The 15,058-nt window shown below is 40.7% G+C and carries 13 protein-coding genes; 8 read left to right on the top strand and 5 right to left on the bottom strand.

Translation table 11 applies throughout. The annotated features are described in order from the left end of the window. Nucleotides 1-27: 27 nt before the first annotated feature. The 7 genes from H6G28_RS08690 (at nucleotide 28) to nifJ (ending at nucleotide 8,711) form a co-directional block, all read left to right on the top strand. Nucleotides 28-1,011: a TIGR04222 domain-containing membrane protein gene (locus tag H6G28_RS08690; protein ID WP_190670292.1), complete on the top strand. Its 984-nt coding sequence runs from the start codon at nucleotides 28-30 to the stop codon at nucleotides 1,009-1,011. A 105-nt stretch (nucleotides 1,012-1,116) separates the two neighbouring features. Continuing rightward, nucleotides 1,117-2,061 carry a TIGR04222 domain-containing membrane protein gene (locus tag H6G28_RS08685; RefSeq protein WP_190670291.1) on the top strand — a complete coding sequence of 315 codons (945 nt, stop codon included), beginning with the start codon at nucleotides 1,117-1,119 and terminating at the stop codon, nucleotides 2,059-2,061. Nucleotides 2,062-2,107: 46 nt separating this feature from the next. Further along, entirely contained in the window at nucleotides 2,108-2,275 is a 168-nt protein-coding gene (locus H6G28_RS08680) for a hypothetical protein (RefSeq protein ID WP_190670290.1), read from the top strand. Nucleotides 2,276-2,278: 3 nt separating this feature from the next. Beyond that, on the top strand, nucleotides 2,279-3,124 hold the full coding sequence (locus tag H6G28_RS08675) for an MbnB/TglH/ChrH family RiPP precursor modification enzyme (protein WP_242054493.1): 846 nt from the start codon (nucleotides 2,279-2,281) through the stop codon (nucleotides 3,122-3,124). A gap of 375 nt (nucleotides 3,125-3,499) precedes the next feature. Then, nucleotides 3,500-4,048, top strand: coding sequence for an SCO6045 C-terminal-like domain-containing protein (locus tag H6G28_RS08670; protein ID WP_190670288.1), 549 nt, complete (start codon nucleotides 3,500-3,502; stop codon nucleotides 4,046-4,048). A gap of 62 nt (nucleotides 4,049-4,110) precedes the next feature. Continuing rightward, on the top strand, nucleotides 4,111-4,548 hold the full coding sequence (locus H6G28_RS08665; RefSeq protein ID WP_190589963.1) for a YidH family protein: 438 nt from the start codon (nucleotides 4,111-4,113) through the stop codon (nucleotides 4,546-4,548). Between the two features lie 479 nt (nucleotides 4,549-5,027). Continuing rightward, a complete protein-coding gene (gene nifJ, locus H6G28_RS08660; RefSeq protein ID WP_190670286.1) occupies nucleotides 5,028-8,711 on the top strand; it encodes a pyruvate:ferredoxin (flavodoxin) oxidoreductase in 3,684 nt (1,227 codons plus the stop codon). A gap of 34 nt (nucleotides 8,712-8,745) precedes the next feature. Here nifJ and H6G28_RS08655 read toward each other — a convergent pair whose 3' ends face one another. Both H6G28_RS08655 and H6G28_RS08650 read right to left on the bottom strand, forming a co-directional pair. After that, entirely contained in the window at nucleotides 8,746-9,240 is a 495-nt protein-coding gene (locus tag H6G28_RS08655) for a PIN domain-containing protein (RefSeq protein WP_190589961.1), read from the bottom strand. Beyond that, entirely contained in the window at nucleotides 9,237-9,482 is a 246-nt protein-coding gene (locus tag H6G28_RS08650) for a UPF0175 family protein (protein ID WP_190670285.1), read from the bottom strand. The genes H6G28_RS08655 and H6G28_RS08650 overlap by 4 nt, the downstream gene beginning before the upstream one ends. Before the next feature lie 98 nt (nucleotides 9,483-9,580). Between H6G28_RS08650 and H6G28_RS08645 the strand changes: the two genes are divergently transcribed. Continuing rightward, a complete protein-coding gene (locus H6G28_RS08645) occupies nucleotides 9,581-9,766 on the top strand; it encodes a hypothetical protein (protein WP_190670283.1) in 186 nt (61 codons plus the stop codon). 30 nt (nucleotides 9,767-9,796) lie between these two features. On the opposite strand, the gene H6G28_RS08640 is transcribed toward H6G28_RS08645, so the two are convergent. The 3 genes from H6G28_RS08640 to H6G28_RS08630 all read right to left on the bottom strand — a co-directional run bounded on the left by H6G28_RS08640 (nucleotide 9,797) and on the right by H6G28_RS08630 (nucleotide 15,018). Then, nucleotides 9,797-12,640 (bottom strand): DNA methyltransferase, encoded by a 2,844-nt coding sequence (locus tag H6G28_RS08640; RefSeq protein ID WP_190670281.1) that lies wholly within the window; start codon nucleotides 12,638-12,640, stop codon nucleotides 9,797-9,799. A 440-nt stretch (nucleotides 12,641-13,080) separates the two neighbouring features. Next, complete coding sequence (gene psb28 / locus H6G28_RS08635) at nucleotides 13,081-13,452, bottom strand: photosystem II reaction center protein Psb28 (RefSeq protein ID WP_190589955.1); 372 nt, start codon at nucleotides 13,450-13,452, stop codon at nucleotides 13,081-13,083. Between the two features lie 21 nt (nucleotides 13,453-13,473). Continuing rightward, on the bottom strand, nucleotides 13,474-15,018 hold the full coding sequence (locus tag H6G28_RS08630) for a serine hydrolase (protein ID WP_190670280.1): 1,545 nt from the start codon (nucleotides 15,016-15,018) through the stop codon (nucleotides 13,474-13,476). Between the last annotated feature and the right edge of the window lie 40 nt (nucleotides 15,019-15,058).

Here is a 15,058-nt window from a genome sequence, read left to right as displayed (position 1 = left end):
ACAGCAAAAAGAGTTGAATCTTAACTTATGGATAAATTATTACTTACAATTATAAGTATGTTGCTGATAGTGACTATTCGTAGCCCCTTGAATAACCCAATTGCAAATATGTATGGGCCGCACTTTTTGGTGTTTTATGCTGGCATTATTAGTGTAACTTTATTGGCAAGTTACTATAATTTAAAGTTTGACGCAACGGCACAATTACCTTTACCATCGATTCCTACCAATCCTGATCCTTATAAAATTGCATATTTACGTGGTGGAGAAAGTGAGGTGATAAGTTTGGTAATATTGAATCTGCTTCAGGATGGTTATTTGCAAATTAATCAAGATACCATAGAGCAATCAACTACATATTCTTATCCAGATAATTTATCGCTCATAGAGCGCCAAGTATTTGACTATTTTGTGTTTCCAAAATTAGCTAGTCAAACACTCAGTTACACAATTTCAAACACAATTATCCACAAATACTGGTGTGAAACTTACGAAGAATCGCTACTAAATGAGCAACTCTTACTACCCAAAACCGCCAGAGACTTAGCAAAGAAAATCAGTGTTTTGGGAAGTTGTATTATTTTGGGATTGGGTGGTTATAAGCTTTCAATAGCATTGCTTAAAGGATATAACAATGTTTTCTTTCTCATTATTATCGGTCTAATTTATTGGATTATTTTTATACTGCTCTCTTGTCCATCCAGACGAACTCAACTGGGAGAAAGGTATATAAAACAACTTCAGCAAAGTTTTATACAACTTAAAAACAAAATCATTCGCACCATATCCGATGACAGAAATGACACAGATTTGAATATGTTGTTGCCTGTAGCCATTTTTGGTGTAGGAATCTTACATGGAACTTCCTACACGGATTTTGCAAAAATTTTCGCGCCATTATTCACTAGCCATGATAAGGGAGGAAGTGACGGTGGTGGTGGTTGTGGTGGCGGTGGTGGCGGTGGTGGTGGTGGTGGATGCGGTGGTTGTGGTGGTTGTGGTGGTGGCTAAAACTGAGTGTGATATACTACTGAGTAGAGTTGAAAAAGCGAGATGAATTAAACAACCGCTACCAAAATTTTGACAATTAATTGTTCCTAACAAGGAGTAAAAGTAATGGATACATTACTGCACAATTTCGTTGCAGATATGTATGGGCCGAACTTTCTGCTATTGTATGGTATTGTTATTGCCGCAACTTTGTTATTGTGTGGACGATTAGTCCAAGATCCGACAAAAAATCAGCCTTTACCGCTAATTCCGGCTGAACCAGATCCTTACAAAATCGCTTACTTGCGTTCTCAAGCAACCGGAATTGCTCATTTAGTCTTATTCAACTTGATTCAGCAGGGTTATTTGCAAGTTAGTGGACAGACTATCAGTAAAACATCAGATCATCCTGACATATCAAATTTACAACCAGTCGAACGGCAAGTTTTTGAGAAAATTTCTGAACCTGCTACGGCTAAAACATCTTTGTGGTTAGCTACCGAGTGTGTACAACCATTCTGCATTGCTTATCAAGAACAGTTGGATGATGAGAAATTACTGTATGCAAGTAAATGGCAAATACGTAACGTTCAATTTGGCTTAGTGGGGGCAATGCTGATTTTCAGCTTCGGTTGTTATAAGCTGCTGATAGCCTTGGGTAAGGGACGCTATAACGTGGGTTTTTTGATACTCATGGGGGTATTATCGATTATCTATCTGCTGTGGTTTGTGAGTCAGCCCCATCCGCCCCTAAGTCATCTCGGAAACAGGTATCTGCAACAACTCCAAACCACCTTCAACCAACTGCGCGAAACTTCTATCGTCAACAACAACTTACTGGTATTAGCACTATTTGGTGTTGAGTCTTTGGCTGGAACTGCCTACGATGCTTACTATAAAGCGTTCTTGCCGCCAGCTTATTCTACAACAAGTAGCCGCAGTAGTTCGTCTTCTAGTAGTTCCTGTAGTAGTGGTTCTGGCGGTAGTTCTTGTAGTAGTAGTTCATGCAGTAGCGGGAGTTCTTGTGGTGGTGGTGGTTGCGGCGGTTGTGGTGGCGGTTGTGGCGGTTAGAGAGAATGTCATACAACAGGCTGTCTGAAGAATTGAGACTGAAAGAATGTTAGATAAACCTGTACCAAGCACAATTACAAAATCGGTAATACTCAAGTTACTGATTATTTCAGTGGCGATAGGTTTAGTAGTGGCGATCGCAAAAATCATCACAGACATGAATAACGTTGATTTTCTGCGTTTCTGTGGTTGTGGCGGTTGTGGTGGAGACTAAAAAATGATGTTATCTCAACTTCCTAGTTTGGGTGTCGGGTTGGGTTTTCGAGAACCATTCAAAAGTGATTTGTTTCTCAACCGTCCACAAGTGGACTTTCTGGAAATTGTGGCAGAACATTATCTTGATGCACCAGTACAAAAACAACAAGAGTTAGAAATACTGGCTGCACATTTCCCGATAGTTCCCCACGCCATTAATTTGTCGCTGGGTAGTGCGGAAGGTTTAGACACAGATTATTTAGGCAAACTTGCAACCTTAATTAAACAACTTAACCCGCCTTGGTGGAGTGAACATATTTGTTTTACCAAAGCTGGCGGTGTGGATGTTGGGCATTTGTCACCTTTACCTTATACCAAAGAGGCGGTAGATATACTCTGTCGCAATATTGCCGAAGTGCGACGCTTTGTTGATGTGCCGTTAATTCTGGAAAATATTACCTATATGGTAAAACTTCCTGGTGCAGAGATGACGGAAGCGCAGTTTTTGGCAGAAGTAGTAGAACGTGCTGACTGTGGGTTGCTGTTGGATGTGACGAATTTACATACTAATGCGGTGAATTATGGTTATGATGTCCAAGATTTTCTCAATGATTTACCGTGGGAACGTGTTGTGCAGTTGCATTTCGTCGGCGGACATTGGCACGATGGTGTATTAATTGATAGTCATTCCCAGTCAACCCCTGCGGAAGTTTGGCAAATAATGGCGGAAGTTGTCGCCCGTATTCCGATGAAAGGGATAGTGTTAGAACGGGATGAAAATTTACCTCCGTTTACAGAAATAGTCCAAGAATTGCAGACAGCACGAAAGATTCTCATACCAAGTTGCTTGGGTGGGTGTGGGGAATAGAAAAAACGTAGACGCGCAAGCGGCTTCCCGCAGGGTACCGCAAAGGACGCAAAGGACACGAAGGTAAGTAGTTAAACATAATTAATTACACAAAGTCATTGCGAATGGAGCGAAGCGAAATGAAGCAATCGCAAGGGCTGGGATTGCTTCGCTTCGCTCGCAATGACTGTAATTAATTTTGCGTGGTTACTTAAGAGAGTTTGAGAGAGTTGTTGCGTAATTCCCATACATACAGGACTTACACAAAAATCGTCAAAAAGTCTAATTTATCGAACCGCCAAGTCGCATTAGACGCGCAAGCGGCTTCCCGCAGGGTAGAACGCCAAGAAATCGTAGATACAAATTAAATACTTAACAGCTTAGGAGTTATCAAAGATGGGGTTAGCACAAACCCAGCAAGTTTTAGCCCAGCTTTACACCAATACTGAATTTCGAGGGCGTTTTTTTGCCAACCCGCAAGCGGTGGGTGTGGAGTTGGGTTTGAGTGATGATGAAGTACAAAAGTTAGCCGAAGTTTCATCACAGGAAGTCAATATATTTGCCAATTCTCTCAAGTGGAAGCGGTTAGGGGAAATACGGGAACTGTTACCCAGAACTGCTAAGGTGTTGGGCAAAAATTTTAATACCTTGTTTTGGCGATATGCGGAAACTTATTTACCCACGGGAATAAAAAAACATCGGGATGATGCGATCGCTTTTGCTAACTTTATGATTAAGGTGGCGCAAAATGAAAACTTAGAACCTGCTTGGATAGGTGATTTAGTCAGGTATGAAAAAATTTGGCTGTTAACTTATGAACCAGGAGTTTGTTTAAAATTTTGTTGGTTGCGTTACGCCATCCATCGTGATTTTACTGCAAAACCAACTTTGGCAATCTGGTGGCGTTGGTCGGGGCGATCGCAGTTACGTCATATCATTTTATGATATTGTCTCACGCAGAGTCGCAGAGGCGCGGAGAGTATCAGGAGTTGTAGATTAGTTTACTCATGAATAAAATAGACCGTCAACGGGAACATCAAGCCAATGAACGAACTTTTCTCGCTTGGTTGAGAACTTCCATCGGTTTAATTGGTTTTGGTTTTGCCATTGCGCGATTTGGTCTATTTTTACGCCAATTAAATACGGCAATTACGCAACAAGAACCAACAGTACATCCGTTATTTAACTCGGAGAATTTAGGAGTTGCTTTAGTAATTGTGGGAGTAAGTGCGATCGCTCTAGCCGCGTGGCGATATAATCAGGTTTTCTGGCAAATTGAACGGGGAGATTATCAACCCAATCGTTTACCTGTGTGGATACTCACCGCAGTGGTGATGATTTTAGGTTTACTGAGTATTCCTTTATTGTTTTTACGCAATCATCTGACACCACGCCCATCTTCAATATCACCCCAGCCCCAAACTAAAAATATTAACCCAAAATAATTCATGATTTATTTATGACCATAGACATATTTAAATTATGACTATTGGCATATTTTTCAAATTAATTTTGTGCTTTTAAATATCAGCCGCTAAAATTTTAGAATAGATTAATCAGGCATATAAAGCTGTTTTGAAAACTCAAATCAGTTCCCGCACCTCTACCCCCACAAATCAAAAGCATCTATTCAAAAGTCTTGAATAGAGATTGTTTCTGCCCTTGAGTACATCGTTAATAGATATTATTAAATAAAGTATTTCGGATGAGATACTAAGAGCATACAATCACTATTTAGAGTCAACTCCAAAGCCCGCAAGTGGTCAATCAAATATTATCCTAACCAGGGATAATCCTACCTACACATATTGGATTTTCCAGTTGGATGCAGCTAACACCAACCACCAACTTCCAGGCTTTAACTATTTCTAATTAGTACCACAACGCTGTCTGATAGTGCCGTTTAAAGGCTAGGACTACAATTATGAGTCAAACCTTTGCAACCATCGACGGGAATGAAGCTGTTGCCCGTGTTGCTTACAAATTAAATGAAGTAATTGCTATTTATCCTATTACTCCCTCTTCCGCGATGGGTGAATGGGCGGATGCTTGGTCAGCAGAAGGTCGTCCCAATCTTTGGGGTACGGTTCCCAGCGTTGTGCAGATGCAAAGTGAAGGTGGTGCGGCTGGTGCAGTTCATGGGGCATTACAAACAGGTTCTTTGAGTACCACATTTACGGCATCTCAAGGGCTATTGTTAATGATTCCTAACCTCTACAAAATTGCGGGGGAACTCACTAGCACAGTTGTTCATGTGGCTGCACGCTCATTGGCTACTCATGCTTTATCCATTTTCGGCGATCATAGTGATGTGATGGCGGCGCGGGCGACTGGCTTTGCCTTGTTGTGTTCCGCTTCAGTGCAAGAAAGTCACGACTTAGCCCTCATCGCCCATGCAGCTACTCTCAAATCAAGAGTTTCGTTTATGCACTTTTTTGATGGGTTCCGCACCTCTCATGAAGTGCAGAAGGTGAAATTATTGGCGGATGACGATATTAAATCGCTCATTCCTGACGAATTAATTTTAGAACACCGCGCCCGTGCTTTAACCCCAGACCGCCCTGTGTTGCGGGGTACTGCCCAAAACCCTGATGTTTACTTTCAATCGCGGGAAGGCGCAAACCCTTACTACAACGCCTGTCCAGAGATTGTCCAGAACATCATGGATCAATTTGGCGATCGCACAGGTAGATATTACCGCATTTTTGAATATCACGGTGCTGAAGATGCGGAACGGGTAATTGTCATCATGGGTTCTGGTTGTGAAACCGTCCATGAAACAGTTGATTATCTCAACGCCCGTGGGGAAAAAGTCGGCGTGGTGAAAGTACGCCTCTACCGTCCCTTTGATATCCAAAGGTTTGTGCAAATGTTACCAGAAACTGTACAAGCGATCGCGGTTTTAGACCGCACAAAAGAAGCAGGTAGCACCGGCGAACCACTATATCTCGATGTGGTCGCAGCTATCCACGAAATCTATGCTGAACGCGGTAGTGGTAGAGACAAGGTTCCCTCGGAAATTGTCGCTGCCCGTGGTAGTGGCAGAGATGAGGTTCCCTCAGAAATTGTCGCTGCCCGTGGTAGTGGTCGAGATCAAGTCCCACCGATGATTATCTGTGGGCGTTACGGACTTTCCTCCAAGGAATTTACTCCTGCAATGGTCAAGGCCGTTTTCGATAACTTGTCTCAACCAAGACCAAAAAATCATTTCACTGTGGGTATTCACGATGATGTTACCCACACTTCCCTTTCCTTCGACCCCAACTTTTCCATCGAACCCGATAGCGTTGTCCGGGCAATGTTCTACGGCTTGGGTTCCGATGGGACGGTGGGGGCGAATAAAAACTCCATCAAAATTATCGGTGAGGGAACCGATAACTACGCCCAAGGTTACTTTGTCTACGACTCGAAAAAATCCGGTTCCATGACCGTATCTCACCTGCGGTTCGGGCCGCAACCGATACGGTCTACCTACCTGATAGACAAAGCCAACTTTATTGGCTGTCACCACTGGGTATTTCTAGAAAAGGTCGATGTCCTGCAAGGGGCGGCAACTGGGGCGACAATTTTGTTAAACAGTCCCTTTGATAAAGAGACAGTTTGGCAAAATCTCCCCGTGAAAGTCCGACAGCAAATTTTAGATAAGCAGCTGAAATTGTATGTCATCAATGCCAACCAAGTCGCCCGTGAAAGTGGCATGGGAGGACGCATCAATACAATTATGCAGGTGTGCTTTTTTGCCTTAGCGGGGGTATTGCCACAAGCAGATGCGATCGCCAAAATTAAAAAGGCGATCGAAAAGACTTATGGTAAAAAAGGTGCAGATATCGTCCGCATGAACTTGCAAGCGGTCGATATGACCTTAGATAATCTGCATCAAGTCAATATCCCCACCGCCGAACAAGGTAAATGGCTAGATGAGGAATTATTCTCGACCAATTCCTTACCTGTGAGTGCGCCTGAATTTATCCAAGAAGTCCTCGGTAAAATCATGGTTTGGCAAGGTGATGATTTACCTGTCAGTGCCTTACCAGCAGACGGAACCTTCCCCACAGGCACAGCCAAATGGGAAAAACGCAACGTCGCCCAAGAAATCCCCGTTTGGGAACCGGATGTCTGCGTACAATGCAGTAAATGTGTGATGGTTTGTCCGCACAGCGCCATCCGTGGCAAAGTATATCAAGAAAGTGAATTAGCTAATGCACCATCCGCCTTTAAGTCGGTGAATGCCAAAGATAAAGATTTTAATCATCAAAAATTTACTATTCAAGTTGCTCCCGAAGATTGTACAGGTTGCGCTATTTGTGTAGATATTTGTCCAGCTAAAAATAAATCTGAACCTACCAAAAAAGCCATTAACATGGCACAGCAACTACCTTTAAGAGAACAAGAAAGAGAAAATTGGAATTTCTTTTTAAACTTACCAAATCCTGACCGCAGAAATTTAAAATTAAACCAAATTCGTCAACAACAATTACAAGAACCCTTATTTGAATTTTCTGGTGCTTGCGCTGGTTGTGGTGAGACACCTTATTTAAAATTATTAACACAATTGTTTGGCGATCGCTCAGTTATTGCCAACGCCACCGGCTGTTCCTCCATCTACGGCGGCAACCTCCCCACCACCCCTTGGACAATCAACGCCGATGGACGTGGCCCGGCTTGGTCAAATAGTTTATTTGAAGATAACGCCGAATTTGGTTTTGGTTATCGCTTATCCATAGATAAACAAGCCGAATTTGCCGCCGAATTATTACAACAAATCAGCAGTAAATTAGACAATAATCTCGTTAATTCTATCCTCAGTGCCGAACAAAAAAACGAAGCCGATATTTGGGAACAACGAGAAAGAGTTGCATTATTAAAAGACAAGTTAGATCACATTTTAACTGCTGCGATCGACGCGAATTTAAAATCTAAAATTATCAATTTAAAATCTATTGCAGATTACCTCGTCAAAAAAAGCGTCTGGATTATCGGCGGTGATGGTTGGGCCTATGATATTGACTTTGGCGGTATTGACCATGTGTTAGCCAGTGGTCGCAACGTCAATATTTTGGTGATGGATACAGAAGTATATTCTAATACTGGCGGTCAATCTTCCAAAGCCACCCCCAAAGCAGCCGTAGCGAAATTTGCTGCCAGTGGTAAGCCTGCACCGAAAAAAGACTTAGGCTTAATGGCCATGAACTACGGTAATGTCTACGTAGCGAGTGTAGCTTTAGGTGCAAAAGATGACCACACCCTCAAAGCATTCTTAGAAGCCGAAGCTTATGAAGGCCCTTCACTAATTATTGCCTACAGCCATTGCATCGCCCACGGCATCAACATGACCACCGGCATGAATCACCAAAAAGCCTTGATAGAATCAGGGCGGTGGTTGTTATATCGCCACAATCCCCTATTAAAAGAACAAGGTAAGAACCCCTTGCAATTAGATATGCGCCCTCCTACAACATCTGTAGAAGCATCCATGTATCAAGAAAATCGCTTTAAAATGCTCACCAAGAGTAAACCAGAAATTGCCAAGCAGTTGTTAGAACAAGCACAAGCCGAAGTTGATGCACGTTGGCAAATGTATCAATATTTAGCACAACGTAATATCTAGATCATAAAAACCTGTTTATTTGACATAACATAAATTACTCACCTGCAATTTGCAGAATAGTTGTATACAACTGTTCGCTGACACGAAAATCCGCTTGTTCCATTAATTGGTCAATAAGCGGTTTAACAATTGGAATTAAATTATTCCGTTTAGCTTGTACAAGCACTCCCAATAATCCAGTCACTTGCAAACCATAACTTTTTGCTACTATACGCCCTCGACGTTCATCCATTAACAGTAAATCAGCTTTAAGTTCTAAGGCTAAGGCGATCGCTTCAGCTTCACCCAAGTCAATATTTTCTTGACTTTCCTGAATTATAATTACTTGTTGTAAATCTTTAACTGTCTGAGTTTGAATCCAGGCAAAGGTTTGCACTTCCATAGCACCAGGAACAAGTTTATCAACAAATACCATTTCGTTGTAAACTGCTGCTGGAATAATAATTTGATTGTAAAGTTTTTGCAGCAAATCTAACTGCGCGATCGCTGCCAAATTTGTAATAGGTGATGTATCACTAACAATAATCACAATAGCTTCATCGACTGCAAAGTTTTTATATCCGCTTCAAAATCTTTTACATCATAATTAATACAAAGTCCACGCTTGGCAAGTTCATGTTGGAATTCAATTACTGTCAATCCCGTCCAAGTACGAGCTTTACCGCTACTAATTTTTTCTTGCTTATAAAGCATAATAGCGATTTCTAACTTTAACTCATCCTCCGTCATTCTTGCGGCTCTGAGAATATCATCAGGGATTAAGATACTCATAGGAAATGTGATTGGAGTTATTTACTCTACAATTTTAAAATATGTAGAGCAGAAGTATGAGATAGTCCATAAGAAATTGCGCTTAAACTTTTTCAATTATGTCTAGAGTACATGAGCTTTTGAATCAAATTATTAAATGGGTGCAGCAATACAACTCTGAGGAATGGCACAAAGTTAATTTAGACCCAGGATTAACTCTTGAACAAATTCAAAATTACTATGCAGAACAGCCTTTTATATTGCCATGTGAAATTGTCCAATTACGAGAACAAGGTAATCACTAGAATCTTTCAAAAAACACTAACGCCAGTGCTTCAGTCATTTTTGTGTCTTAGGTATTGAGTCAGCAACCTAAAGCAGTGGTCATCGTTAACCCCTGGTAGCTTGTCTTGTAATGCAGCATAAGCATCTTGAGTCAAAAGTATGGGGTATCCTATCTCAAAGTCATCAGTGTTCGATGATGTGATTTCACCTAATTGATCTATAACTCTCAAGATTGTTTCGCTAACAATTGTTGTATCTAGTGAACCCACAAGTCGCTGTAATTCTCTCTTGGTTGATTCCGTTAGCCAAACTCTGATTAAGCCTGTATTCAAAACCTCTCCAATTACAGTGAAGATGTAAAGATTTGGATCAATTGGAGATGGAATATCAAAGTATGGTTGAATTTTAGCACCTGCTGATGTTGTGACAGAGTATCTTTTCTTGCCAGTTTCTCTTTCATAAATCCATAAATTTTGACTTTGTTTCCTGGAACCACCACCTGAAGGTCTCCATTCCGCATAGTAATCATCTGGATTAGGAATGAGCATTTCTTCTTCAAAATATAAAAATTGTCGTAAGCTTTCTTGCCAAAGCAACCATCCAGTTCTCATGTCAGGAATACCAGAAGATTGGGCTTGCTGACTCACCTTATTTTTCCTTTGATTAATCAGTTCACCATATTGTGTTAGGACATTACGCATAACTTGATTTGGATCTTGATCATCGACTGGAATGCGGATTGAGCGGGTAGCTGCTGGGTGCATTAAAGTTGTACCACAGGCATCTCTTAAATCAGGTTTTGATCGATAGCAAAGCATCTTATGCTCTACGCCTAGAAGATCATACATCACATCAATATTTAAATTAGACCACCCAGCTTTGGGGATTCCTTTTGCACGACAGTAAACATCTGCCCAATCTCCTTCCTCAAACTTTCGACCCATCATATAAGCTACTTTAATAGCAAGATAGGTCTGAGCATCTTCATATTCTTTTTGGGTAAAGGCTGGTAATGTTCGAGGTCTGTGCATCTGTGTATTCTCTAACTTAATTTTATCGACGAGTTCTCGAAAAGATTCAAAACTAATCGAAATTAAACTGTCTTTGATAGCTGTAGCTAACCACTTAGAATATAAACGTCGATAGTCAAACTCAGGTTGACGTGCAACATGGAGAAAGCTTTTAGTAAAACTTTTTTCTTGAGCCAAATATTTTTTGATAAATTTGATGATATTTTGCTGTACTATCTGGTCATTATTTTGCTTTATCTGTATATTGTTTTGTGGATAGAATTGAACATTGTCGATTTTTTGACAATGCAATATTAAATCGTAGCCCACAGCATTATCTGACACAAACATCTTAAATGTGCCATGCTTTTTATCGAAGATTTGAGTTCCTTTAATTTCAAAACCTGCATCTGCTAAAGCTTTTTGAATTACCATCCATACTTTTTCCGATGAGTTATGAAATGCAACAGTTAACCAACTCTTATCTTTTAAGACTCGTTTAATCTCCATAAAAGCTTTAGTGAGAAGATTCTGATAATCTGCATAACTTTTACCTTGAACAGAATTGACGATCGCTTCTTCTGTATTATCTGTCCATTGTTGCAGCCAACTTTCCCAAATCAGATTCATTTCCGAATAATTAATGTTCGCTCCAAAGGGAGGATCTGTGAACACATAATCAATGGATTTATTCGGTAATTGGCTAAGGCTACAAGCAGACTGAGTACTGACTTGAACAGTACGGGGAATATGAGCAGATTCTCGAAAATACCAACTAATTGTTGCAGCTTTTCTTTGAAAAGTTTGAAATACATTCTGCTCATTCATGATAGTTGGTACATTGAAATTTGCGGTATTTCCACTACCACCCCAAAATCTAAACTCACTAAAAACTGTTACACGTTGGTATAAAGATGTTAATGTAAACAAAAGCTTTTCTCGAATTTCTTTATCTGGCCAATTAGATGCTTCTTTCCAGAGAAATGCCATTGCATATAAAGCTCTACGGGTATAGCATTGGTCGATTGTAGTTATACCAGCAGAGATAGGCTGGCGGGTATTTACCCCGACTGGAATCTTATTTTGTGGGAACCAAAGATTTTCGGGAATTAATGAACTTTCTATTGAATCGATCAGATGATAATCAAAAGTGTCCAAAGGAACGCAACTTTCTTTTAGGCGATGTCCGCAACATTTGTACCCAATAGCTACAGGGTAACGTTGAGTTCGTTTAAGATTACGTTTTTTAAGTAAAGCATTACAGTGAGGACAGTTTACTTCTTTTTTGATTTTACTTTCTTTAACAGAAGGTTTTTCATCACGTCCAACATCCCAAAAAATAAACTCTCGCTGACAATGATTACAAATTAATCCGTAACTCCAAACAGTATATAAAACATTTGTTTCTGAACCACATTCTCGACAGCGAGTGGTATATAATTGTTTTTGGAGTTGTGCTGCACGATTTAAAAGAGTGTTAACTGCATTGAGATAACGACCAGAATCAATAGGAGTATTAATGTTATAAGCAATAAAAGCTGCTGCTGGAGATAAGTCAGACAATAAAACTTTGCGTCCGAGTTCTGTTGCTGCTACTCCAGTCATACCTGAACCACAAAAAGGATCTAAGACGACATCTCCAGGATTTGTATAATGTTCAATTAAAGGTTTAATTCCTTGTGGTGGAACTTTAGTATGATATGTATGAGCGTCATAAACATAAGAATTTTTACCAGCAGTGATATCTTTAAAAAAAGGTTCATTTACTGTTTTAGAAGGTTGATTAAAATTAATTATCTCTGTAAAATTGGGATTTAATGTAAAACTGAAATTTGCATTGTGATGATAATTAGTTAACTCTAAATTTATGTGTGAGTTTTCCATCAGTTAGCAGGAGATGTATAGCAGTAAACTTACCAAATCTAGCTGATAGTTTATCGATAAATGTAGCCTTTTAACAAGGTGTTGACGTAATTGTATATAGAGGATAGCAGATATATCTAAAAAAGATATCCTGCATAGTTTAAGTCATCCCAAAATACAGCAGAATACAGGTATTTATCCCTCTTTTGTTACCTTCGGCAGAGAATAATCCGAAACTCCTAGTTTTAAGTTTCTTCTCAAAAAGGGTGTTTAAATGATAAAGTGGGCTGGCGATCGCTCAATTCATTAATTTGTTTAGCATTCATCAGTGGGTTAGTATTTTTCTCTCCCTGTCATAACAAAAAAGCGACAAGAACGGGAGATAGTTCTTGCATAAGTTCTATTTATCAATCCTAAATGATTTAAAAATCTATCTCTCCCTCCTATCTACTTTATTTCCCTCAATTAGAACTGCCATACTCCATCCCATTAGCCTCAGCGTAACGGTGCATAAAACGCATAAAGCGTTCCCAATGATCATCTTGTTCAATTTCAAATTGGCATTCTACCCGTTGTAATTCATCACCCTCATCACCACCAAAAATAAACTTAGTTGAAGAAGGAGTTACGCTAATTTCACCTTCTTCATCAGTTAACAGTAAGGAATTTAAAGATGGTTTTGTAAAACTATTAAAGCCTTCTAAAGCTTGTAGTTGATTAAAAGTCATAGCGACAATGCGGTTTCCCGAAACTTTGCCACGTCGCAAACTCACATTGCTGAGTTCTTCAAAAATGCCTGCAAAAAACTGAATTGTGGGTGGGGTAGATGTCATGAAAAATGCCAAGTTACAAATTTATCTTGGGGGATAATACTGAGGGTTAATGGCTGGTGATTGATAGCCAGTCATTGGGATGTTATTAGGGACAGTAGGATTCATTATAGGTGATTGATAACCACTTATGGGCATCATCCCAGTAGTATTCGGTACGGGAGAACTAATGGACGGGGATGGATAAGTATTTGTGGGGATATTGTTATTGATTGTATTTGCTGGGCTACTTTGACTGAGGTTTTCGTAAGTAATCCGAGAAATGGAACTAATGAGTTTTTCGGCACGGGGGTCGTTATTTGGGCGTTTGACCATCAAGGAAATGATGTAACGCTTACCATTGGGAATATCCACTAAACCCGTATCTGCCAACATTGTGCCAATATCACCTGTTTTGTGGTAGATTCTGGCACCTGCACCTAAACCAGAAGGTAGGAGATTATCTCTTTCGGTACGACGCATAATATCCAACATGATATCGCGCGATCGCAGACTCACAAAGTTACCTTGATTCAGCATTGCCATCAAGTTACCCAATTCTCTGGGACTGGTGATGTTTGTGCCTTGTAAATCTGGCAATTTATTTTTAATTACTGTTGTGGTTAATCCCCAACTACGAAAACGTTGATTTAATGCGTCTATGCCTCCCAGTCGCGCAATCAGCATATTTGTGGCTGTGTTGTCGCTGATGGTAATCATTTTGGTGGCAACTTCCAAGGCACTATACTGTGTGCCAACAGGCTTAAATTGGAAATTCCCCGAACCACCAGCTATCATATCTTGCTGCATGGTCAGCATTTCATCTAGGCGGATTTTGCCTGCATCAACATCTTGGAAAAATGCTACCAAAATCGGGACTTTAATGGTGCTGGCGGCAGGAAAACCAACGGCAGCATTAATATCTACATAGCCACCATTATCTAAATCAACTAAGAAAATACCCGGTGTGAGGTCTGGGGTGGTAGCTGCCAAATTCTGCACAGCATTTTTGAGTGGAGTAATTTCTTGGGACAGGTATAAACCGGAAGTTGGCGCTACAGGATTAGGGGTGCTTTGTGACTGAACTTGGCCAGAATTATTAGTATTTGATGACACGGGCGAGTTGGAATTGATGCGAGTAGCCGGGTCGAGAGCTGATAATACTGTACCAACGATCGCACCCATACCGACTCCCACAATTAACAATCGCAGGATATATAACATCGTTCTCGCCATTGGCTTGAGCCGTGTCTTTTTTGACACTCTTTTAGTTCCTTTGGGCTGTGGCGGCTTTTGTACCCGCACTGTTTTTACCTTAACAGTGTTGGGGTACGGGGGTGGAACATAAGCGGGTTTTCTGGGTATGGGTTTGACAGCCGTTGGCATGACTAGCCCTGGTCTTGGCCGGGGAACTCCGCCCATTGCGATCGCGCCTGATGCCAGTATCTGTTCTCTACCCACAGGTCGTTGCTGTGGCTGGGGAACTTTCACTTTTTTTGGTTGTGCTTTTGGAGCTTTGCGCGATCGCGGGCGGCCATTTACGGGTTGTCGCCGCGAGAAAGCTCTTAGTTTGTCACTTGATTCTGTCACTGGTACTCCTTGTGACTCACTCGAATTTTTTCTTGCAGAC

Source organism: Nostoc sp. FACHB-190, assembly GCF_014696905.1.
Classification (GTDB): domain Bacteria; phylum Cyanobacteriota; class Cyanobacteriia; order Cyanobacteriales; family Nostocaceae; genus Nostoc_B.
Note: the sequence above shows the minus strand (reverse complement) of the source record. Positions and strands in the feature narration are given on the sequence as shown.